Genomic DNA, 22,873 nt, shown 5'->3' on the forward strand with positions numbered 1-22,873 from the left:
GTTACTGCAATAGCGCGAAAACAGAGGGGAAAAAAGCGGTGAATATACCGATCGCCATCTTCAATACGCATGCATTCGAGCGCGCCGTATTTGACGTGCAGAATAGTCAATATGGTTTTTCCTTTCACTATTTCGAGGCGTGTTTAAATGCCGATACAGCGCCGATGGCCAACGGGTTTGAGGTTGTGTGCTGTTTTGTTAACGACCGGCTTGATGAGGCATGCGCGGAGCGTTTGGCTGATGCTGGGGTGAAACTCGTTGCGCTGCGTTGCGCGGGTTTTAATCAGGTCGATTTGCGAGCCATGGAGCGTTGCGGTATTCGGGTCGTGCGTGTGCCAGCCTATTCGCCATACGCGATCGCCGAGCATGCGATGGGTTTGATTCTTTCGCTGAATCGTAAAATACACCATGCGTATTGGCGAGTGAAACAACTGAACTTTGCACTGGATGGCTTAGTTGGTTTTGACTTACACGGCAAAACGCTGGGTGTGGTGGGGACCGGTAAAATAGGCGCGGCATTTGCGAGAATCGCGAAGGGCTTTGGTTGTCGTGTCTTGGCATCCGACCCTCACAAAAATGCTGAACTAGTCGAAGGTAAGGTCGTTGAGTATGTGGTGCTGGATGAGCTATTTGCCCAATCCGATATTGTCTCTCTCCACATTCCCTTAACGCCCGATTCTTATCACTTAGTCAATGCACGATCGCTTGAGCTGATGAAAACGGATGCTCTGCTGATTAACACCAGTCGCGGGGCACTTGTCGATAGTCACGCACTCATTCAGGCACTGAAATCCGGTGCCATTGCCGGGGCGGGCTTGGATGTCTACGAAGAAGAGGCCGGTATCTTTTTTGAAGACCTTTCTGATCGTGTTCTGCAAGACGATACGCTGGCCCGGTTAATGACATTTCCCAATGTATTGATTACCGCCCACCAAGGGTTTTTAACGCAGCAAGCGCTGGCGAATATTGCGAGCACGACCTTAGCCAACATCAACGGCTTTTTAAAAGGGGCGCCACTGGAAAATGAAGTTCTGGCTAAACATGTGCTTTGCCGTGCGGGAGATGCAACATGCAAACCCTGAAACGACAAAAATGCCCCATTGAAATCATCATATTGGGTGCGCAAGCGATGTCCAGTAATAGGGGTTTATACAGATGACTCATCGCGCAACCACGCGGATTGTGATTGTGGGTGGAGGCGCTGGTGGCTTGGAATTGGCGACCAAGCTTGGGCACGCTTACCGAAAATCGACCTCGGCATCGGTACTGCTGTTAGACAAGCATCCCTTTCATGTCTGGAAGCCTTTGTTTCATGAGGTTGCATCGGGTTCTTTGGATGTGGATATGGATGGTATCGATTTTCGTTCACACGCAGCGAATCATGGATTTGAGTTTCAATTGGGATCGCTCACGGGACTGAATCGAACAAATAAGATCATCACGTTGGATGCTATTTGCGATGAGGACGGCGGCGTCCTGATTCCAGAACGTGAAATCGAATACGATATTTTGGTCTTGGCTATTGGCTCAATTACCAATGATTTTGGTATCCCAGGTGTGCGCGAGCACTGCTTGACCATTGATGACACCCATGAAGCCGAGCGCTTTCATAAAGGCTTACTGAATCAATTCCTTAAAATCAAAGCGCAAAAAAAAGATGCTCCACTTACCATTACGATTGTAGGGGCGGGGGCCACGGGCGTGGAACTCACCGCTGAATTATACAAAGTGGCCGATTATTTACGCGTATACGGGTTTCAAAATATCGATCGTTCCTCTTTGAGAGTTAACCTTGTTGAGGCCTCTGAACGCATCCTTAGCGCTTTGCCGCACCGAATTTCCGAAATGGCAGGGGGCGTACTTGAGGAGTTGGGTGTACAGATATTGGTGCAGACACAGGTTCAAGGTGTCGGGGCCACAGGCGTTTTTGTGGATGATGGAGCCTTCCTCCCCTCGGACATCACCGTGTGGTGTGCCGGCGTAAAGTGCCAGGATGTGTTGGACCAGATTGGTGGCCTGTCTACCACAGGACGTCATCAGATTATCGTGAGACCCACCTTACAAGCACAAGATGATCCATCGATTTATGCGTTGGGAGATTGTGCGGCCTGTGAACAAGAAGGCGGGCAGTTTGTGCCACCTCGAGCACAATCGGCACATCAAATGGCCACGTCGGTTGCCGCCAATATTCGGAGACACATCAACGGGAAGCCTCAGAAGGCGTTCCGGTATCGTGATCATGGCTCGCTCGTATCGTTTGCCGAGTATTCATCTGTGGGTGTGCTGAGTTACATGACTAAGCATCGTCTTTTTGTCGAAGGGAGTATTGCCAAATATTTGTATATCTCGCTTTATCGCCTCCACCAAATCGCACTTCACGGATATATCAATACTGCGTTGACGATGATCGTGGGCCGTATTAATCGCAAGCTACGGCCTAGGTTGAAATTACACTGATGAAAAAAATAACGCGAATCGCTAAAAACTGTTCGACCCATTATTTAAACCGTCATTGGGTGGGAGGGCATCATGCTTAATCTTTCAGATCTGTTATTTGTGGGTCTTGTCTTTAGTATCGTAGCGTTGAGTCCATTCGTGGAGAAAGCAAAACTCCCAACATCGGCCCTGGTGATTATTGTCGGTGTGTTGATTGGGCCTGCGGGGTTCTCGCTTTTGGCGTTTACCGAAGGCATACGCCTTTTCTCTGAGTTAGCCATCGTGTTGATTTTGTTCTATGCCGGTTTGGAGGTGCAATGGCATCGCTTCGTCATTGCGTTGAGACCCGGATTTTACGTAGCGTTGGCAGGAATAGTGCTCAGTGCACTTCTGGGTATGGCGGTAAGTTTGAGCTTCGACTCGAACATGGAGCAAGCCCTTTACATTGGAGCTGCTTTGGCCGCTACCAGTATTGGGTTGAGTGTTCCCTTGCTAAAACAAGCGAACCTGCTGCATACCCGCATGGGGCAAATACTGCTTGCCGCTGCCATTATTGATGATGTGCTGGCCATGTATTTCCTCTCGGCGTTGCACACAAGTTTGAGCGCGCAAGGCGATCTTGGGCGCCTTGCGGTTGGTTTAATCATAGGGGCACTGGTGTTGATTTTCATTGCCTTGCTCAATGCGGTACTCGCTTCCTTACTGAAAAAGACGTTTTTTGATGGCAGGGTTGCCCTTGTGACTGGACTGTTGTTTATAGGCGCACTTGCGTCTGGGGCAGTGACCTGGGCCGTCGATATGTCCCTGGCCGTGGGGGCTTTTTTATCGGGTGCTGTCATGGCCTGGTCGGGTATTGGGCAAAAGTATAGGTTGTCCACTCATATTTTTGAGCGGCTTTTTAGTGTGGCCACACCGGCTTTCTTTTTCGCTATCGGTCTTCAAATTACCGCTATTTCATTTGCATCAAACACCTTGTGGGTCTTTGCGATTGCCATCACTGTGGCCGCCATTGCCGGAAAGCTGCTTTCCGCATGGGTGGTTCCTCTCGCGTTGTCAGCACGAGATCGTTGGGTACTGGGTACCGCATTAATTCCTCGTGGGGAGGTTGGCTTAATTATCGCTGGGCTCGGGCTGAAGCAAGCACACCTGAATCACCACGCCATGATGGCCTTGGTTGTGATGACGGTGATCACTGCCATTGTGGCGGCCGTTTTTGTCCCTGTGTGCGCGCGAACGAAATGGCGCGTGCCGGTGTCAACGCCGAACGATGAATAACAAGGTCCGTATTATGAGTCACATCCCCAAAGTCGGTATGACCTACAAGCACACATTGAGAGCGCTTCAAATTAAACGTGTGGCGCTTCAGAAAGATTTTATTCAACGCTGGTTAAAGGCCTTGGTCTCGTTTGATGAATTAGGTGCTGTTGGTAAAGGAGGGATTATTAAATGGGAAATGCAGTATCTCAGTCTGCGTGAACTCTGGGTTACATGTCCAGATCACGATGTGCACGCGGCAATGATGGATAAGGATGTTATTTATCAAGTTGCCCTTGCCCAAATGAGCAATGGGAAACTACAGCCATGATGATTGTCGTTCTCGGGGCAAGTACCGTCATGCTGCTTTGGGCAGTGTGCTATCCATTGATTGTGTTGAGTATGCCTTATGCACCACTCATGCAAACGGCGTTTTTACGTGCTTTGATTGGTGGGCTGTTCTTGTTGTTGTGTGCTGTGGTTCTACGTCGTCCTTTTCCTAAGTCTCTGCGGGCTTGGGCTTCGATTGCGGCTATTGGTTTTACTGCCACCAGTATAGGGTTTTGGGGGATGTTCTATGCAGGCAGCCTGATCTCGCCTGGCCTGGCCACCGTCTTGACCAACACCCAGCCCTTGATTGCCAGTGTTCTGGCCGGTGTCATTCTAAAAGAAGTGATCCACCGAAATGTTCTGGCTGGCATCCTTCTCGGTTTTGCCGGTGTTGCCATTATCGGATTTAACGGTGCTCTGGGTAACAATACACAGGCCATATTTGGCATTGCTTTTGTGATCAGTGCAGCCTGTGGCATAGCAATCAGCAATATTTTGCTAAAAAAACTCGCCGCTCAGATAGATATTTTCTATGCCATGGGGGGACAGCTCGCGATCGGCGCATTGCCGCTATGGGCGATCGCACCCTCGCCAACAGTGGCCGCGGGCTTATACCCAGACACAAATTATGTTGCGATTCTGATGGCGCTCGCGATTCCAGGTACGGCACTCCCATTTTTATTGTGGTACTGGTTGATGGCTAAAGCCCCCCTCAATCAACTCAACATTTTCAGTTTTCTCACACCCATTTTTGGATTGGTTCTCGGCGGCGTTTATTTCGCGGAATCGCTGTCGCATTGGCAATGGGTGGGGGTAATGATCGTCATTGTGGCTATCGTGATCTCGATCTTGCCCAAAAAGCGTGTGAAAGAAAGATCGTGCCCGGTGTGAGGCCGAATAGTGTGGGTTTGAACACAACATCTACTCGCTGCAAGGCACTGTGATGACGGCAGTTGCAGTATTGACCTGTGAGTTAGTCCCACATTTAACATCCCGTGGGCCATTTTTTTCGTTATCTAACGTTTTTAATGGCCGCTATTAAAATTGACACAACCTACTGAGGAGTAGAGCTATGACAGAAGCAGAAGCAAAAACAAAAACACGCAAGCCAAGCAAAAGCACTAAGAAAAAAACGACCACCGCAAAAAGCGCCAATACTAATGACGTTCCGGTCAGTGCTCACTGTGAAACTGAATGTTTGACCGCCGATGCCCGACAAAACTTAATTGAAGAAGCCGCCTACCGTCGTGCCGAAGCGCGTAATTTTGATGGCGACATGGCGCTAGAAGACTGGCTAGAAGCTGAAGCTGAAATAAATGAGAACTTTCCCGCTGCTGCAGAATTAAAGTAATGCCGGTGGTCATTGTCCTTTGGTGTGAGATGGGATGTTTTTACCCATTTGTCCGGTAGCAGCCGACGTTTTTCAACACCGAGCGTGGTAACTCGCTGGGGTTATCGCGCGGATTGCTGAAAATAATCTGCAAGATTTGGGGGAACTGTTGGCTTTTTATGGTCGCAATATAAGAAGGAGGCTGTTATTTGGTGATGTCTTAATGACGAGTAAATGTGGGGTAAATGAGTGTTTGAAATACGATGAGAATCATGCCTATAGATAGCAGTGAAGTTGAATGTGTAAAGAGAATTGAGTGGCTAGATTTTCTCAAGGGAGTAGCCGTTCTATTAATGGTTGCTTTTCATTTTTTCTACGACTTGAGTTACTTTGGTTGGATGGATGCTGATGTTTCCGGCCCATCTGGGTGGAAGCCATTTCGTTATTTGATTGTTACGATATTTGTATTCTCAATGGGTGTAAGCTTGTATTTGGCAAATTACCGAAAGCCAGACTGGAAGGGCTATTCCTATCGATTGCTGAAGCTCCTACTCTCGTCAGGGGTTATAACTATAACGTCAATACTAATATTTCCAGATGCTTGGGTTTATTTTGGGATCCTGCATTTTATGTTTTTTGCATCTGTTGTTGGCCTAATTTTTGTGCGGTACCCATGGCTATGCCTGCCAGCTGCTGGCATTATATTTATTATTCATGCGATGGGCATTCTTCCCTTTAAGTGGCCTTTTAATTATATCGTTCATTTTTTGCATTCAAGTCGGTCAGCAGATTTTGTACCTATTGTTCCATGGTTTGCGGTGGTTTTGATTGGGGTGTTTGTTGGGAGGATGGTTGGTGAGTATACAAAGTTGTTGCGAATAGGTGTCGGTCGCTTCCCTAAATCAATTATTTGGATGGGGAGAAAATCCCTAATCATCTATTTGCTACATCAGCCAATACTTTTTTCTATTCTTTATCCCATTAGACAGCTGACTCACTAACAATGTATTGGGGTTGTAGAGTGGTTAACAAAATATGGTTCTAATTTTATGGCAGTGACAGTGGTAACCATCTTAACGGTACTGGTGAGTGTGAGTTTGCACTACTACGTTTTAAATCGACTCAATGCCGTTATTGACAAGCGTGGTAGTACGCAGCAATGGGTGGTCTTATTGATGGTGGTTATTATTTTAGTAACACACTTTTTAGAAGTGATGGTGTTCTCTTCGGTATACTGGCTGTTTGCTTCTCACTTCGCCATTTCAACCTTTGAAGAAGCTGTATTTCTCTCGTTTTTATCGTATTCGACCCTGGGTTTTATCGATTTCGAGTTGAGTGATTATTATCGCTTGATACTCGGTGTAGAAGCGCTGTGCGGTTTATTGCTAGTTGCGTGGTCAGCCTCGTTTACCTTTATTGCCATGCATCGTTTATGGAAATGCGATCAATGTGACCAAGCATGAAAAAATAGCCTGGATCAGTGAGCGAAAAAAAGCTCCTGACGAACAGCTGATGTCGACAACCCAACCTGGATATGAGGAATATATTATGCAAATTGAAACACTAAGAGATGTCCTTCAATGGACTGGAGACTACCATCGGTATCTCGCTGAATGCACTCGGCATTGTGCGAATCAACAACTCAACCAGCGAGCACAGTTGTTATTGAACTACCTTTCAGAGCATGAAAAAACCTTATCTACTGTACTGGATGCTTATGAAGCAACCGCTGATCCACATGCCTTGAACACATGGTGTTATGAGTTCTTTGAAAAAGCACCGGTGAAACCTCATTATCATTGCGACAAGCCTTTTGCTGAAATGGATACGCAGGAAATTATTGAGGCGATTGAAAATCAACATCAGCAGTTGATCGCATTGTATCAATACCTCGTGGGGCGAGCGGATATTCCTTCGGCTATTGAGTTACTCGAGCAACTTACTGCGCTAGAGGAGCACGAGGCCATGCGGATGGCGCACGAGGCTAATCGCTTGGAAGATTTTTAGTTTTTTGGAGGTTTACGAACTTCACTGTTTCGAACTCATGCATAAAGGGGCGGTCAATACTAAATTAAGTGGAAGCAGAGCTTGGGTTACGATCTTCTTGGAGCAGTACTGCTTGTTTGATTGAATTGGTTGGCATGGCACCGTTCCATACGAGCAGTACACGCAGCAATCTGTTAGCTTAGGGCTAAACACCGCGTGGCACGATGCACACTCGAAAAACCACTGATTTGAAAATGCTGTGCTACGAACGTTGTCTTACTGTTATCATCTCGAAAAAGTCTAATTGAAATGAGAAGAATGTCACGATGAAGGGCTCACAAAAACCACACACTTTATGGTTTCGAATAGTCAATATTGCAACTGCAGTACTAGTATCATTTTCAGCAACTGCGAGTGGCGAAACCGAAAAGGCGTTAGGTCATGCCCAGGCCCCGGTGACCCTGATTGAATACGGGTCAATGACCTGTGACTATTGCATACATTTTCACCGAGAAGTGTTGCCCATCATTCAATCTCGTCATATTGAATCAGGCCAGGTTCGTTTTATTTTTCGCGATTTCCCAACCAGCGCGGCCGCGGCACGAGGGGCTGTAGCAGCCCGCTGCGCTACTGATGATTATTACAATATTTTAAAAATATTGTTTTTAGAAGTCGGACAATGGTCTCAGGCGGAAGATGTTGATGCTGCTTTGGTCCAGCTTGCTAAGCAGCTGGACCTTGATACGAAGAAATTTAACACTTGTCTCAAAGATCCAAATAAGAGCCATGCGGTTACAAAAGCGCAGCAAGAAGCACGGGAAAAATTCGACATCATTGGAACCCCGACGTTTTTCATTAATGGCAAAGTCGTAAAGGGTAAAAAGTCTATCGAGGAAATGGAAGCACTGATAAAACAGGCTCTATCGCAGCCGGATTCCGCGCCCAAGGCTGTCAACCAATAGGGAAAGCCAAGTGAGTGAAACGGAAAAATACATTCAAGCGGTTACGCGCTTTAATACCCGTAACAGTTGCCGAGTCGCCATTGAACATAATGGGTCGGTATGGTGAAGATATATTCCTGCGACTGGCAACAGTGTTGCGATCTACTAGTTACAGCACGACTTATTTGATTGAATTGGCGGACATGGCACCGTTCCATACGAGCAGTACACGCAGCAATCTCCTGGCTTAGGACTTAACACCGCGTGGCACGACTCACACTCATAAAACCACTGGCAAGCATCTGTTGGCATTGTTTCCACTTTCTTAAAACTGCACTCTGGGCATGTGATCTCTGAGTCTGCTAAAAGTGGCTTAGTCATTAGACGCTTCCGACTTTAGAGTAGATGGAAAGCCCGCATTGGTGGTTGCCGAGATTAACTCATCAATAGAGGTGAGCGTGTTTTCGAACTTCACTGTCGCAAGCTTGGTTTTATAAGTGACCTCGACAAAATGCACGCCTTCAACTTTTTCCAATGCTTTTTTCACCGTAATCGGGCATATCGAGCAATTCATGGAGGGAAGGCTCAGTTCAACTAGCTGTTCTTCTGCAAATACGCTGCCGATCGAAAACAAGCTTAATAAAAAAACGCTTAACTTTTTCATGTGGGTACCTTTCTATACAAATAGTGGAATCCAGTATGGGCTTGCCACAAAACCAATAGCGGCAATTAGTGATACGACAAACAGGATCTTGCGATTTCTCTGTGTTTCAGGAATCGCGCATGCTTCCCCAGGTTTACAATCACCGCTCCCTGTTGAGTCTGTTTTGAATAATCGCCAGCCAGCCCAGCCAAATAACACAATGACGATGGCGACAAATAGGGGGCGGTATGGCTCTAGGCTAGCCAAGTTGGCGATCCAAGCGCCACTCACACCAAGTGACAATAATATCAGTGGTCCAGCACAACATAGGCTAGCGCCGATAGCGGCGCCAAGCCCCGCCAGTATTGACCAAAGTGATTTGTTCTTGAGCACCGCTTTGCCCCTATTCAGTCTGAGATACCCTAAGTGTATGCTCCGTACCTATGTACGGAGTCAAGGTTAAGGCGGAGGCTGTAATGAATCGATGATGGGGCAATGACTTTTGTCGTCATTCTCATGACATTGAGAAAGAAGTACTTCAAGTGCATTTTCAAGGCGTCGTAAATCGAGGATTTTGGATCGCACTTTTTCAAGCTTATTGTTTGCAAGTGTTTGGACCTCGCTGCAGGGCGAGTCTTCCAGGCTAAGCAAGTGCACGATTTCATCAAGGGTAAACCCTAGCTCCTGCGCACGCTTAATAAAATGGATTCGATTGACCGTCTCACTCGGGTAGTGGCGGTAACCGGTTGTTGGCTTTGGTGGTTGCTGGATTAAGCCTTTGCGCTCGTAAAAGCGAATGGTCTCAATATTAACACCCAGCTCTTTAGCAAGGCGGCTGATTGTTCTGGTCATAATTTATTGGTCTCTGCAGGGTTCATTGGGGAACTCCAGCTCGATGGTTGTGTGCTCTAACCCAAATCCCGATAGGCGGTCAGCAATCTCGGTTTTTAATTGGATTTGACGGGTTGGTTCGATTAGCTTACTCAATTCTAAATGCGCGGTCATGACATGGTGTTCCCCGTCAAGCGACCAAAAATGTAGATGGTGAATCTCTTTGACTTCCGCAAAACTCAGTAGTGATTCACGAATAGTATTGGCCGTATCATCATTTGGCGTCGCCTGAAGAAAGAGTTTAGTTGTGGCCCATAAATTACGAAGAACGTTGATAAATATAAAAATCGTAAAAGCAATGGAAAGAATAGGATCGAGTATGGGCCACTCGATAAACATCAAAATGATTGAGACTACCAGTACCGCTACCCAGCCTAGAACATCTTCCAGTAGGTGCCAATTCAACATCTGCTCATTAAGTGACTTACCTTTGGATAGTTTAAATGCTGCGTAACCGTTGACTGTAACCCCTAGGATAGCTAAGCCGAACATACCTTCAACAACAGGCATTTCGGGATTAAAAAGTTTGGGGATTGCTTCAGACAAAACCCAAATTGAACCGATAATTAATACGATTCCATTAATCAGTGCGCCCAGTAAGGAAAACCTGCGATAGCCGTAGCTAAACTTTGAGGTGGACTCTCTATTGCTCAGTTTTCCCAGTATCCAAGCGAGACCAATCGATAAGCTATCCCCTAGGTCATGAACCGCATCAGCCATGATTGCGGTGCTGTTGGTCAGCCATCCCCCAATAAATTCGATGATCGTAAAGCTGACATTCAGGAAAAATGCCCAGGCTATTCTGGATGTACTTTCATTGTGTTGTTCGTAGTTGTGGTGCGCATGATTGTGCATGGTATTTCACCTATAGCCAGCGACGAACATGTTGGCAATACTCACTATATGAATCCCCGTGTTGCTTTGTTAAATACTCTTCTTCCATGGCGACTTGTATTTGAATTAACGCGATATCAAGGGCAAGTATTGTTAGCGTAATTGGATTGGGGAGTAACAGAAAAAAACCGAAAGAAATGAAAATCACCCCGACAAAAATAGGGTTTCGTGAATATTTAAATAAACCTTTTTGGACAAACGCTGTCTTTGCGTCATGATCAATTCCGATTCTCCATGACGCGCCCATTTGAGATTGTGCCGCCAGTACCCAAACTAGCGAAACAACCATTATTCCCATTCCCATCCACTGAATAGCGGCATGGTTCATCAGGTCAATCGGCCCGATAGATTGATATAGGTTTGGCAGAAAGCTATAGAGAATAAAAACCAGAATGGAAACAAGAGGTAGAAATTTAAAGTACCACCCCGTAATCGATTCGGCTCCTGCCTTTTGATTAAGTTTAAAGGCGTTAACGCCCGTTCTTTTTGCAACAATAAAATTTCTGAATACAACGGCGAACCCAAAGAAGCAAATAAAGTAAATGCCCAAAAAAACGATACTGGTATTTTGCATAAGTTTGGCCCCTCACACAGAAGGGGCTCCTCCATTGTTATTGATTCACTTTTTCGTTTTTATGAAGCCAGTGATACAGCACCGGTAAAACGAGCAGCGTTAAGAGTGTGGATGAAATAATGCCGCCGATCACCACCGTGGCAAGGGGGCGCTGAACTTCCGCGCCAGTTCCGGTATTAAGTGCCATCGGCACAAAACCCAAACTCGCTACCAACGCCGTCATTAAGACGGGCCGTAAACGAATCATTGCGCCTTCGGTAACAGCCAAGATTAAGTCGCCTTTTTCATGCCAGAGGTCGCGAATAAACGCGAGCATAACCAAGCCATTAAGTACGGCGACGCCTGAGAGCGCAATAAAGCCAATACCCGCAGAGATCGATAAAGGCATATCTCGGAGATAAAGTGACAAGACGCCACCGGTTAATGCTAGCGGTACGCCACTAAAAATAATCAATGCATCTTTAAGTGAGGCGAAGGCCATAACGAGAATACCCAGTATCACCAACAGGGTAAGTGGTACTACGATAGACAAGCGTTGGCTAGCAGACTCCAGTTGTTCAAAGGTGCCGCCATAATCTAACCAATAGCCCGGTGGGATATCCGCTTGCTCGCGGATGTTGGCTTGTACTTCTTTCACGAAACTCCCTAAATCCCGGCCGCGCACATTGGCGGTGACCACGACACGGCGCTTGCCATTCTCGCGGCTGATTTGCGCAGGCGCCGGTGAAATATCCAAGGTTGCGACTTCTTCGAGTGGCACGTAATCACCGTTGGGGAGTGGTACAGGTAGAAACTTTAAACGGTCGATATCGCGACGCGTCGTTTCAGGTAAGCGAACCACCAATTCAAAACGTCGATCACCCTCGTAGATAATGCCGGCGGATTCACCACCAATGGCAGCGGACACCCAATCCTGAAGTTCGGCAACATTTAATCCATATCGGCCCAAGGCAGTGCGATTCGGTATCACGGAAAGCGTAGGTAACCCAGTCACTTGTTCAACCCGAGCATCGGCCGCGCCTTCAATTGCGTTAACGATGCCTAGGATGTCGTTGGCCGTTATGACGAGTTGGTCCAAGTCGTCACCAAAAACCTTGATGCCCAGATCCGCCCGCACGCCCGAAATCAATTCGTTAAAGCGCATTTGAATAGGCTGGGTGAACTCGTAGTTGTTTCCCGGTAGCTCCTCCACAGAACGCTCCATTTCCTCAACGAGTTCGGCTTTTGTTTTCGCTGGATTTGGCCATTCACTTCGTGGCTTCAATGTCACAAAATTATCGGCAACGTTCGGTGGCATTGGGTCTGTAGCTACCTCGGCAGTACCGATACGTGCAAATACCTTATCCACTTCAGGAAAGGATTTGATTCTCTGTTCGAGGATTTCCTGCATTTCCACGGCTTGCTCAAGACCAGTACCTGGAATACGCATGGCATGCAGTGCGATGTCCCCCTCATTTAATTGTGGAATAAATTCGGAGCCTAAAGTGGAAGCTAACCATAAACAAAACACAACGAGTACTGAGGCAAAGCTCACCACCGCCCAGCGAAATTTCAGGGCGAGGTTAAGCAGCGGTTTGTAGGCGGATTTTGCTTTGCTGATAACGATGCTTTCTTTTTCACTGATTTTGCCATTCATAAACACGGCAACCGCCGCTGGTACCACCGTTAACGAAAGCACCATGGCTGACAGCAAGGCCATCACTACCGTTGCTGCCATTGGGTGGAACATTTTACCTTCAACACCGGTTAGGCTGAATATCGGGATGTAAACGATGGTAATAATGGCCACGCCAAATAAGCTGGGGCGAATCACCTCCGATGTTGCTTCGAAGACCGTGTTTAGGCGCTCGCGTAAGTCTTGCAGTCTGCCATTCGCATGCTGAGCTTCGGCCAAGCGGCGAACACAGTTTTCAACAATGATCACCGCACCATCAACAATCAATCCGAAATCGAGGGCTCCCAAACTCATAAGATTGGCCGACACGCCGGTTTTCACCATGCCAGTGATGGTCATCAACATGGCTAACGGAATTACCGCTGCAGTAATTAATGCAGCCCGCATATTTCCTAGCAAGAGAAACAGCACCACGACGACTAGAAGCGCGCCCTCCATCAGGTTTTTGGACACAGTGGCAATGGCCTTATCAACCAACGCGGTGCGATCGTAGACGGCTTCTGCCACTACACCCTCTGGTAACGAAGCTTGTATAGCATCGAGTTTACTCGCTACATCCTGAGCAACCGTACGGGAGTTGGCACCGATAAGCATCATGGCGGTACCTAGCACGGTTTCCGCACCATCGCGTGTCGCCGCGCCTGTTCGCAATTCTTTACCAATTGCTATCTCAGCGACGTCCTTGATTTTAATCGGCACACTGTCATGTTCAGTAATGATGACATTGCCGATATCTTCACTTGTTGCGAGCTGACCAGGCGAACGGACCAACAGCTGTTGGCCATTGCGTTCGATATAGCCCGCGCCCCGGTTATCGTTGTTGGCTTGCAAGGCTTGCACAAGCTCTTCAACGCTGACTTTATAGAGCAGCAATTTGGTGGGATCAGGCATCACGTGGTATTGCTTGTTGTAGCCGCCAATACTGTTAACTTCAATGACGCCTTTCACCTGGGCGAGCTGAGGTTTGATAATCCAGTCCTGAATTTCTCGCAATGCGGTTGAGGTGTAAAGTTCGCCATTGGCCATGCGGGCATCAGGTTTGGCTTGCACGGTGTACATAAAGATTTCACCCAAACCGGTGGATATGGGGCCCATCTCAGGTTCCAACCCAGGCGGTAAGACACTTTTGATCGCACCCAGTCGAGCGTTAATTAGGTTGCGGGCAAAATAGATATCCGTGCCTTCTTCAAACACCACCGTAACTTGTGACAAACCATAACGTGACAGTGATCGCGTGTAGGAAAGATTGGGCAAACCAGCCAAGGCGGTTTCCACTGGATAAGTAATGCGTTGTTCCGATTCTAATGGTGAGTAACCCGGAGCAGCGGTATTGATTTGTACCTGAACATTAGTGATATCGGGTACCGCATCAATTGGGAGTTTTTGATAACTCCATACGCCCACACCGACTATCAACAAAATCGAACATAAAAATAGTAAGCGCCTTTCAATGGCTAGGCGCAAGATAGATTCAATCATGGTGCGCCCCTTTAGTGGTCGTGTTCAGCTTCGGATTTTTCGATATCGGCTTTAATTAAATAGCTGTTCTGACTGACATACTCAGCGCTACTCTCAAGGCCATCGATGACTTCATAAAAGTGATCGTCTCCACGACCTAACACAAGAGGGGTAAAGGTGTATTCGTCGCCGTACTTAACAAATACGCCCTGGCGTCCGCCCAGGTTTTGGACGGCATCTTTCGCAACGGCAAGAGATACGGGAAAGCGACCAATCTCTAATTGGGCTTCCACTATCAAGCCCGGAGATAAGGTCTGCTTGGTGTTGTCCAGCTTGACCCGCGCCAATTGATAAGGGGAGTCCATCGACGGCACAACATGTTTTACCCTAGACTCAACGCGTCCGTTGGTTGTCAAAACATGCACGGACTGACCTTCTGCGACCGAGGATTGTTGCGCAGGGTAAACACGCAGCTCTGCCCACACAGTGTCAAAGTTGGCGATAGAAAATAGAATCTGATCCTGAGTCACTTCACCACTGTTGGCGTGTCGCTGAACAACACGACCAGAAATAGGTGAGCGTATTTTGTAGATTTTAAGGCTTTCATTGGATTCAATTTCTGCCAATACGTCACCGGTTTTTACAGTATCGCCGATAGTAACTTGAACAGACTTAACGAGACCTTCAAAGCGTGCACGTACATGGCTTAGCTGTTCTGGCCCCGAGATCAAATTACCGTAAACAGTGATGGTTTGGTGGAGCTCTTGTGAGCCGGCGTTTGCGGTAACGATGCCCACTTGTTGCGCCATGTCGCTATCGATGCGGCTGCTATTTTCATCGCCGTGTCCGTGCTCATCTTCTCCGTCATTCCCGTGATCATGTTCATTATGATCGTGTCCGTCGTCATCGTGATCAACGTGGTCTTCATGCTCATGTTTGTGGTCACCCTCCGACCAAGCGTTTAATGCAAGTGCACTTAACAGAAATGCCGAAGCAAACAGTACGCCTAAAAAAGGTGTTTTGCTTTTGGGTTTTAAATAAGAAAACAAGGTAGTTAAGCCTTTCATTATTTATTCTCCTTTGTTTTTTTATTCGCATGGTCATCGGCGTGATCGTTGTGGTCATGATCTTCATCGTGATCATCTTTGGTGGGACTCTTTTTGTGATCGACGTGGTTCTTATGTTCCTCGTGGTCGCCTTCAGCGTGGTGTTTTTTATGATCTCCACTTGCTTCATGTTGATGATCGTGGTTTTGCTTTTCAGCTGCGTGAACATACGTACTTAAAACAAAGCTGCTTAAAATAACGGTTAATGTCGTGATTACTGTGAGAATTGATTTTTTCATGGTCATAAATTCCTATGGTCTGATAGTAATCAAACCTAAATAAAATGGATTGAATTATTGATTAAGGGATTCACTGGACAGATTTTCTATCAGTGCTTGACTGATGAGTGCTGTCGATGCCGCATCGATATGTGCTTGTTTGGTTGCAAGTAATTCTTCCTGGGCAGCAATCAAATCCAGGTATCGATAGCGCCCATTTTCATAAGCTTTACGTGTGAGTTTGAGCGCGTTTTCGAGCGCTGGAATGATCTCATTTTCGGTTTTATTCACGGCCGCGATACTCTGCTGTCGGAGCGAATACGCTTCAAAAAGCTGCGAATGCAAACGCAAAAGTAGATCCTGCTGGGCATAATCCACGGCATTGCGGTTTGCTAGGGCAGCCTTCACTTCGCCGGTGTTTCGTTTTTTTGAAAATAACGGAATGGAGAGCCCTGCGGTGAATGCCGAATCGCCAGTTTCCTCAAAGCGTCTGATACCCGCACGCCAGGTCAGATCACTGCGTCCACCGGCGCGTGCCAGCGTCACTTCTGCATCTTTGATTCGCGCCTCACTCGCAAACACCTGAATAGTGGGCGATGTCTTCACTCGCGCATACAGCTGGTTGAACCCTTGGCTTGCGCCAAATACAAATAGGCTTCCCTCCAGATAGCTAAAGGCCGGAGTGGTATCTCCCCAAAAACGCGCAAGCCGCACCTTTTGACGCTCCAACCGCTCCACTAAGGCAGCGAGGCGGATCTCAGCGCGTGCAACTGCCGCTTGAGCGCGCATGACTTCAGCTTCGGGCGTTGCCCCTTTGTTGGAACGCGTTTTGACAGTTTTTAGTAATGATTGAGATAGTGCCAAAGATTCTTCCGCTAGTTGAATGTTGGCTTGGGTTGCCAAACTCTCGATGTAGCTCGCCGTCAGTTCACCGAGCACATCCAATGTAGTGGCTTGCTGTTCCCATTCCGCTTGGTGAATTCGAGCATCCACCAAAGACATGCGTGCTTTTCTTTTTCCACCCATTTCAATAACGGAAGAGAGTGAAAGTGTGGCTTCGGGACCATCGAGTCCTTTAAATGAGCCTGAACCCGCAAAGTTTTCCACCTCTAACTCGAGCTCCATTGCGGGGCGTAGTGCACCCGTTTGCTTTTGAGCATTTAAAGCGTCATTTACAAACCGGTATTGATATAACTGTGGGTTTTGCGCGAGGGTCTGAGTGATCGCGTCTTTTAGTGTGAGTGGGGTGTCAGTGCTTGCGTATCCAACTGGTGGTAGTAAGCCGCCAGCCAGAATAAACACAATCACACAGACTTTTCTACACCCGATAAGTGTAATAAATCGCATAACTTGATCCTAAATTAAGTCTAATTTTTCCGCTTTCGCGAAATTAAAATAAGGGCTTGAATTAGGTGTGTGCGATCGGAGGGCGTAAGAGCGGGTTAATGACTTTAGAAGGGAAGTTTTCGCTATAATCCGATTTGGATGCGGACGATTTTCTTAAGGCGAATCCGGAGGGTTTAACTAAAACCGCTGGGGTAAAATGGCCATGACAATGGCAGCAGTGATGGCAGTCCCTTTCTTGACCTTCTGCTCCGTCAACTAATTTATGATCAACCTCGACATCTTCGTGCGAATGTTGATGGTCGTCAAAAGTGAGGTGCTCCGTGCCTGACTGATGCGACTGATGGGCATCGGCAACCCCTGCGGCGGATTGGAACACCACCAGTGCAAGGATAAAATATGTCAGGAAACGTTTGCTCATTATACAATTCTAATTCATTCGTTATGCGATTCTATTTAATGGGCTATCACTCGATCATCTTAGCAAAAGTATGCGTCGAGCGCCGTTTTAAATAATAAACTCAATGATGACATCGATGATCAAGTCCGGTATTTGAGACCCCGTCAGCGCCACAAGGGTTCCCGCAATGATCACGCCTAGCCAATACATCTTTACCTAGCCCGCTTAATCGGCTGGGAATATTTTTCATTACATGACCTGGATTCTGGAAAGTCTGGAGCGGATTGTATAAGCAACAAATACTGCAATGACCAAGGCTTGGGCAAGGACGCTTTGCCAAGTTGATTTCAGTCCTATCCAGTCAAGTTCGAAATTCATAGGCAGGGGAGAGATTCCGATGATTGCCGCTTCCTGTAATGCGATAATACCTTTCCCGATCAACACAAATGACAGTCCAACCAATAGATAGGTGGTCACGGAGAAGAATCGACCAATCGGAAGTCTAACTGAGTAACGGATTGTTAGCCACGCTACCACCGCTAAACTAAGTGCTCCTGCTAAGAATCCACTGATAATTGTGGGCGTTTGAGAAGGTAGCGATTGTGTTAAAAGGGCTTCGTAAAACAACACCGTTTCAAAGACCTCTCGGTAGACCGCGATAAATGCTAATAGGGCGATCCCCCAAAGTGTGCCAGACTTTAATCGCTGAGAGACCTGTTTTTGGATATAAGCTTTCCATTGTGCTGCATGACTTTTACTGTGCATCCAAACGCCCACGTAAAATAATACTGCAGCGGCAGTCAGGGCGGCCACGCCTTCCATTACCTCACGGCTGGCACCACTGATGCTGATTAGCTCGCGTGCAGCCCACCAGGTTAATCCGCCAGCTACGAGCGCTGTGATCCATCCCGCGTGGACATACCGGAGGACGTCGGCTCGACCAGAGCGTATCAACACCATTGCTAAAGCAAGTGTAACCAGAAGCGCTTCTAGCCCTTCACGCAGTAGGATGATTAAACTGGCACTAAATAAGGTTGCGTTAGATAATCCTTCCGAAGACAAAATCTGTTCGGCACTCTCGAGTTGTGCCAGGGTGGCATCCAAGCTTGCTTCTAGCTGCTCCCGGTTCTCCGCGTTTTTAAACTGCTTCCTTAATGCCATCATATTGGCTTCAATTTGCTTTCTCAGGTTCGAGTCTCGAGTATCGAGACTGCTTTCTACCAACTCAAACCCATCTAAGTAGGCGCTCACAGCAAAGTGATTTGCCTTTTCCAATTGACCATTTTTGTAAGCAGAGCGAGCCTCTAACAACTTGCTTCGAGCTATACCTAGGGGAGAAGGGGAGTGAGAAAAAAGCCTGCTGGGTGACGCGCGAAGTTGTACAACTTTTTCAAGCTCGTCTATATCCCCATTAGCTAATTGCGTGGGGCTATTATTGATCAATTCCTCCAAGGTAACATTTGGTGATTTCGCAAACTCGACCTTAACCTCTTCAAAAGCCAAACTTCCCGCATAAAAAGCCAGCGACCAACGCTGCTCTTCGCTCAGTTGGTCGTAAGCAACCATGGCTGTTTCATCGATGCCATTGGATGTCGCATCGTATAACCCGAGAATGGAACGATTCATCGCGCGCGTTCTGTCGGTAAAATCTGCGGGCGGTGGTTCTAGCCCAATACTAGTGGGGCCATCACCTTTGCCTTGGCGGCCGTGACAGGTTGAGCATTGTTGCTGAAATAGAGATTGGGTTTCAGGCTCTGGCAACAGTTGCCGAGGCAGTGTCGCTTGAGGCATTTGCTCCAATAGTTCAGAACGTAGCTCGTTACACAATTGTTGAATTACTGAAGATGCTTTCTTTTCCTTGATGGACGCTTCCAATATTTCTGCCTTGGAAACGAGCGCACTTACCTTTGATGCCTTTGCCTGTGTTATCAAGATGCCGGAAAACTCCAGCATTTCCTGATACTCCGCATTATTGATAATCTCACCACTATCGATTGCTTCTGGATAGTCCACGCCTATATATTCGGCCAACTGAGCCATCTGCCTGTAGTCTGGTATTTGTGTATTGGCAATACAATTGACCGAGAGTATTGATATCAATACCAACATTGCTGTGTGAACTTTAGAGCCATTAAACCAAGGAAAAAACACGATATAACCTCAGGGGTTTATAAGTGGAATGAGAATTAATCTCGATTATAAAGTCTATAGCTAGTATAGAGTCAACCCCCCGCTTATAGATGCCCCTCCACGGCTGAAGAGGGGGGGTATTTCTGCTAGCCTTGCTTAACATCTTTTCGATGTACCCACTGATACAACACTGGAAGTACGAGCAAGGTTAAGATAGTTGAGGAGATAATTCCTCCAATCACAACAGTCGCAAGTGGGCGTTGGACCTCGGCACCGGTACCGGTATTCAGTGCCATCGGCACAAACCCCAAACTTGCGACAAGTGCCGTCATTAACACTGGCCGTAGTCGGATCATGGCTCCGTCTACGATGGACTGGGTCAATTCTCCCGTCTCATGCCAAAGTTGACGTATGAAAGCGAGCATCACCAGACCATTCAGAACGGCTACCCCTGATAAAGCGATGAACCCGATGCCAGCGGAGATCGATAACGGCATATCACGTAAATACAGTGATAACACGCCACCAGTGAGCGCGAGTGGCACACCACTGAAAATAATCAATGCATCTTTGAGTGAAGCAAAGGCCATGACCAGCAAACCCAAAATCACTATCAGAGTGAGTGGCACCACAAGGGATAGTCGCTGACTGGCCGATTCCAACTGTTCAAAGGTGCCGCCGTAATCTAACCAGTAGCCTGGAGGGATATCGGCCTGTTCGTGAATTTCCTTTTTTACCTCACTAACAAAACTTCCCAGGTCTCGCCCGCGCACGTTTGCGGTTACTACAACACGTCGTTTCCCATTTTCTCGACTAATTTGTGCCGGAGAAGGCGCAATACTGAGAGTCGCCACTTCTTCCAGAGGGACATAGTCGCCGTTGGGAAGAGGAACAGGTAAGGATTTAAGTCCTTCGATATCCCGTCTGAGCAGCTCGGGAAGGCGCACGATCAGCTCGAAGCGACGATCTCCTTCGTATAAAACACCCGCTGATTCGCCGCCTATTGCTGCAGCAATCCAATCCTGTAGTTGAATCACATTCAAACCATAGCGACCGAGTGTTTCTCGTTTGGGACTCACTGACAAGGATGGCAACCCCTCCACTTGCTCCATTCGGACATCGGCAGCGCCTTCAATCTTGCTTACAACCTGTAGGATGTCTTTTGCGGTAAGGGTCAGTTGGTCCAGGTCATCACCAAATATTTTTATTCCCAGATCTGCTCGCACACCCGAAATGAGTTCGTTAAAACGCATTTGTATGGGTTGAGTGAATTCATAATTATTGCCGGGTAGTTGCCACAGTGCTTCTTCTATTTCTTCAAGTAATTCATTCTTTGTTTTTGATGGTTCTGCCCATACATTCCTGGGTTTTAGAATCACAAAAATATCAGCAATACTTGGCGGCATAGGATCAGTGGCTACTTCTGGTGTGCCTATTCGAGCAAAGACTTTATCGACCTCCGGAAACGCTTTAATGCGCTGTTCCAGAACCTCCTGCATTTCGACAGATTGTTCCAAGCCTGTACCGGGTATGCGTAGCGCTTGAAGAGCAATGTCACCTTCGTTTAACTGCGGCACAAATTCTGATCCTAGAGTGGTCGCCAGCCAAATGCTGAACGCCACAAGAAGAGCTGCACCTGATACGACCACCCAGCGAAACTTGAGTGTGGCAAGCAGTAACGGACGATAAACAGATTTGGCTGCGCTGATGACGAGGCTTTCTTTTTCACTAATTTTTCCATTCATAATCACCGCGACGGCTGCAGGAACCAGCGTTAACGACAATATCATGGCAGAAATTAGCGCCATCACGACGGTCGCAGCCATCGGGTGGAACATTTTTCCTTCAACGCCAGTCAAGCTAAATATCGGGATGTAGACGATGGTAATGATGGCGACACCGAACAGGCTTGGGCGTATCACTTCGGATGTAGCTTCAAATACCGTATTCAATCGTTCACGAAGGTCTTGCCGTCCACTCTGATGCTGTGCTTCAGCCAAGCGTCGAATACAATTTTCAACGATAATTACAGCGCCATCGACAATCAAACCAAAATCGAGAGCCCCCAAGCTCATTAAATTGGCTGACACGCCCGTTTTTACCATGCCGGTTATCGTCATCAGCATCGCCAAAGGAATGACTGCAGCGGTGATAAGTGAAGCACGTATATTCCCCAGCAATACAAATAACACAACAATAACGAGTAGCGCGCCTTCTAATAAATTTTTGCTTACTGTCTTAACGGCTTTATCAACCAGGCTTGTGCGATCGTATACCGCTTCCGCAATAACGCCTTCTGGCAGTGAGGCTTGTATATCCGTCAGTTTAAGCGCGACATCTCGTGCCACTGTACGTGAGTTTTCGCCAATCAACATCATGGCGGTTCCCAGTACTGTCTCCACACCATTTCGCGTTGCGGCGCCGGTACGGAGCTCCTTTCCTATCGCAACTTCTGCAACATCATCTATTTTCACGGGCACGCCATCATTTTGCTTGATGATGACCTGACGAATCTCTTCAATCGTGGCTAATTGACCTTGAGAACGCACCAATAATTGTTGGCCATTGGCTTCGATGTATCCGGCACCTCGGTTATCGTTATTTGCGCGAAGTGCATCAGCAACATCTTCGAGACTGACCTGATGGTATAAAAGCTTTTCCGGGGTTGGCATCACATGGTATTGCTTGTTGTAGCCACCAATACTATTAACTTCAATTACGCCTTTTACTTGGGCGAGCTGAGGTTTAATAATCCAGTCCTGAATCTCTCGTAACGCAGTGGCCGTATACGGCTCGCCATTACTCATGCGCGCAGATGGATCTGCTTGAACCGTATACATAAATATCTCGCCAAGACCGGTCGATATGGGGCCCATCTCTGGCTCCAGCCCGGCAGGCAACACACTTTTAATCGCACCAAGGCGCGCATTAATCAGGTTTCTAGCGAAATAGATATCGGTGCCTTCTTCAAATACCACCGTGACTTGAGATAAGCCATAGCGAGATAAAGAACGCGTGTGCGAAAGCTTGGGCAAGCCGGCAAGAGCCGTCTCAACGGGATAGGTGATCCGTTGTTCCGCCTCCAGAGGCGAATAGCCTGGTGCCGAGGTATTAATTTGTACCTGTACATTGGTGATATCCGGTACTGCATCAATGGGGAGTTTTTGATAACTCCACACGCCAATACCAACAATCACCAAAATAAAACTTAAAAATAGAAAACGCCTCTCTATCGCGAGGCGCAAAATTGATTCAATCATAAT

23 protein-coding genes and 1 pseudogene are annotated in these 22,873 nt (G+C 47.3%); 10 read left to right on the plus strand and 14 right to left on the minus strand.

The window, feature by feature from the left end; all coding sequences use genetic code 11:
* Positions 1-38: 38 nt before the first annotated feature.
* The 9 genes from H5715_RS03500 to H5715_RS03540 all read left to right on the plus strand — a co-directional run bounded on the left by H5715_RS03500 (position 39) and on the right by H5715_RS03540 (position 7,357).
* Positions 39-1,082 (plus strand): 2-hydroxyacid dehydrogenase, encoded by a 1,044-nt coding sequence (locus H5715_RS03500; protein WP_246434672.1) that lies wholly within the window; start codon positions 39-41, stop codon positions 1,080-1,082.
* Between the two features lie 73 nt (positions 1,083-1,155).
* The gene (locus H5715_RS03505) at positions 1,156-2,457 is read left to right on the plus strand and encodes an NAD(P)/FAD-dependent oxidoreductase (RefSeq protein WP_075186850.1); all 1,302 of its coding nucleotides are present in this window, start codon (positions 1,156-1,158) and stop codon (positions 2,455-2,457) included.
* 72 nt (positions 2,458-2,529) lie between these two features.
* Complete coding sequence (locus H5715_RS03510; RefSeq protein ID WP_075186851.1) at positions 2,530-3,711, plus strand: cation:proton antiporter; 1,182 nt, start codon at positions 2,530-2,532, stop codon at positions 3,709-3,711.
* A gap of 13 nt (positions 3,712-3,724) precedes the next feature.
* Entirely contained in the window at positions 3,725-4,021 is a 297-nt protein-coding gene (locus H5715_RS03515; RefSeq protein WP_175574300.1) for a hypothetical protein, read from the plus strand.
* Entirely contained in the window at positions 4,018-4,911 is an 894-nt protein-coding gene (locus H5715_RS03520; RefSeq protein WP_075186853.1) for a DMT family transporter, read from the plus strand. The genes H5715_RS03515 and H5715_RS03520 overlap by 4 nt, the downstream gene beginning before the upstream one ends.
* Positions 4,912-5,092: 181 nt before the next feature.
* Positions 5,093-5,371 carry a DUF2934 domain-containing protein gene (locus H5715_RS03525; protein WP_075186854.1) on the plus strand — a complete coding sequence of 93 codons (279 nt, stop codon included), beginning with the start codon at positions 5,093-5,095 and terminating at the stop codon, positions 5,369-5,371.
* A gap of 251 nt (positions 5,372-5,622) precedes the next feature.
* On the plus strand, positions 5,623-6,351 hold the full coding sequence (locus H5715_RS03530; protein WP_175574301.1) for a heparan-alpha-glucosaminide N-acetyltransferase: 729 nt from the start codon (positions 5,623-5,625) through the stop codon (positions 6,349-6,351).
* Between the two features lie 48 nt (positions 6,352-6,399).
* Positions 6,400-6,813, plus strand: a complete 414-nt coding sequence (locus H5715_RS03535) for an ion channel (protein WP_075186856.1) — start codon at positions 6,400-6,402, stop codon at positions 6,811-6,813.
* Positions 6,800-7,357: an ATPase gene (locus H5715_RS03540; protein WP_246434673.1), complete on the plus strand. Its 558-nt coding sequence runs from the start codon at positions 6,800-6,802 to the stop codon at positions 7,355-7,357. The genes H5715_RS03535 and H5715_RS03540 overlap by 14 nt, the downstream gene beginning before the upstream one ends.
* A gap of 21 nt (positions 7,358-7,378) precedes the next feature.
* Here the strand turns inward: H5715_RS03540 and H5715_RS20365 are convergent.
* Positions 7,379-7,570 (minus strand): annotated as a pseudogene (locus H5715_RS20365) (GDCCVxC domain-containing (seleno)protein); the annotation flags it as partial.
* Between the two features lie 92 nt (positions 7,571-7,662).
* Between H5715_RS20365 and H5715_RS03545 the strand changes: the two are divergent.
* Positions 7,663-8,298, plus strand: coding sequence for a DsbA family protein (locus H5715_RS03545; RefSeq protein WP_075186857.1), 636 nt, complete (start codon positions 7,663-7,665; stop codon positions 8,296-8,298).
* A gap of 144 nt (positions 8,299-8,442) precedes the next feature.
* Here the strand turns inward: H5715_RS03545 and H5715_RS20370 are convergent, their stop codons facing one another.
* The 13 genes from H5715_RS20370 to H5715_RS03605 all read right to left on the minus strand — a co-directional run bounded on the left by H5715_RS20370 (position 8,443) and on the right by H5715_RS03605 (position 22,870).
* Positions 8,443-8,658 (minus strand): GDCCVxC domain-containing (seleno)protein, encoded by a 216-nt coding sequence (locus H5715_RS20370; RefSeq protein WP_075186858.1) that lies wholly within the window; start codon positions 8,656-8,658, stop codon positions 8,443-8,445.
* Positions 8,651-8,941: a mercury resistance system periplasmic binding protein MerP gene (gene merP, locus H5715_RS03550; protein WP_075186859.1), complete on the minus strand. Its 291-nt coding sequence runs from the start codon at positions 8,939-8,941 to the stop codon at positions 8,651-8,653. Before merP ends, H5715_RS20370 begins: the two co-directional genes overlap by 8 nt.
* Before the next feature lie 12 nt (positions 8,942-8,953).
* Positions 8,954-9,313 carry a mercuric transporter MerT family protein gene (locus H5715_RS03555; protein WP_075186860.1) on the minus strand — a complete coding sequence of 120 codons (360 nt, stop codon included), beginning with the start codon at positions 9,311-9,313 and terminating at the stop codon, positions 8,954-8,956.
* Between the two features lie 66 nt (positions 9,314-9,379).
* The gene (gene merR / locus H5715_RS03560; protein WP_075186861.1) at positions 9,380-9,772 is read right to left on the minus strand and encodes a mercury resistance transcriptional regulator MerR; all 393 of its coding nucleotides are present in this window, start codon (positions 9,770-9,772) and stop codon (positions 9,380-9,382) included.
* 3 nt (positions 9,773-9,775) lie between these two features.
* A complete protein-coding gene (locus H5715_RS03565; RefSeq protein ID WP_075186862.1) occupies positions 9,776-10,666 on the minus strand; it encodes a cation diffusion facilitator family transporter in 891 nt (296 codons plus the stop codon).
* Positions 10,667-10,676: 10 nt separating this feature from the next.
* Positions 10,677-11,279 carry a methyltransferase family protein gene (locus tag H5715_RS03570; RefSeq protein WP_075186863.1) on the minus strand — a complete coding sequence of 201 codons (603 nt, stop codon included), beginning with the start codon at positions 11,277-11,279 and terminating at the stop codon, positions 10,677-10,679.
* A 37-nt stretch (positions 11,280-11,316) separates the two neighbouring features.
* Positions 11,317-14,433 carry an efflux RND transporter permease subunit gene (locus H5715_RS03575; RefSeq protein WP_075186864.1) on the minus strand — a complete coding sequence of 1,039 codons (3,117 nt, stop codon included), beginning with the start codon at positions 14,431-14,433 and terminating at the stop codon, positions 11,317-11,319.
* 11 nt (positions 14,434-14,444) lie between these two features.
* Positions 14,445-15,479: an efflux RND transporter periplasmic adaptor subunit gene (locus H5715_RS03580; protein WP_083608135.1), complete on the minus strand. Its 1,035-nt coding sequence runs from the start codon at positions 15,477-15,479 to the stop codon at positions 14,445-14,447.
* Positions 15,479-15,757: a hypothetical protein gene (locus tag H5715_RS03585; protein WP_075186865.1), complete on the minus strand. Its 279-nt coding sequence runs from the start codon at positions 15,755-15,757 to the stop codon at positions 15,479-15,481. The genes H5715_RS03580 and H5715_RS03585 overlap by 1 nt, the downstream gene beginning before the upstream one ends.
* Positions 15,758-15,811: 54 nt before the next feature.
* On the minus strand, positions 15,812-17,083 hold the full coding sequence (locus H5715_RS03590) for a TolC family protein (RefSeq protein WP_075186866.1): 1,272 nt from the start codon (positions 17,081-17,083) through the stop codon (positions 15,812-15,814).
* Positions 17,084-17,144: 61 nt separating this feature from the next.
* Positions 17,145-17,501 (minus strand): hypothetical protein, encoded by a 357-nt coding sequence (locus tag H5715_RS03595; protein ID WP_075186867.1) that lies wholly within the window; start codon positions 17,499-17,501, stop codon positions 17,145-17,147.
* 228 nt (positions 17,502-17,729) lie between these two features.
* The gene (locus H5715_RS03600) at positions 17,730-19,589 is read right to left on the minus strand and encodes a cytochrome c/FTR1 family iron permease (RefSeq protein WP_075186931.1); all 1,860 of its coding nucleotides are present in this window, start codon (positions 19,587-19,589) and stop codon (positions 17,730-17,732) included.
* A 167-nt stretch (positions 19,590-19,756) separates the two neighbouring features.
* Entirely contained in the window at positions 19,757-22,870 is a 3,114-nt protein-coding gene (locus H5715_RS03605) for an efflux RND transporter permease subunit (RefSeq protein WP_075186868.1), read from the minus strand.
* Positions 22,871-22,873 lie beyond the last annotated feature (3 nt).

Source organism: Teredinibacter haidensis (genome assembly GCF_014211975.1).
GTDB lineage: Bacteria > Pseudomonadota > Gammaproteobacteria > Pseudomonadales > Cellvibrionaceae > Teredinibacter > Teredinibacter haidensis.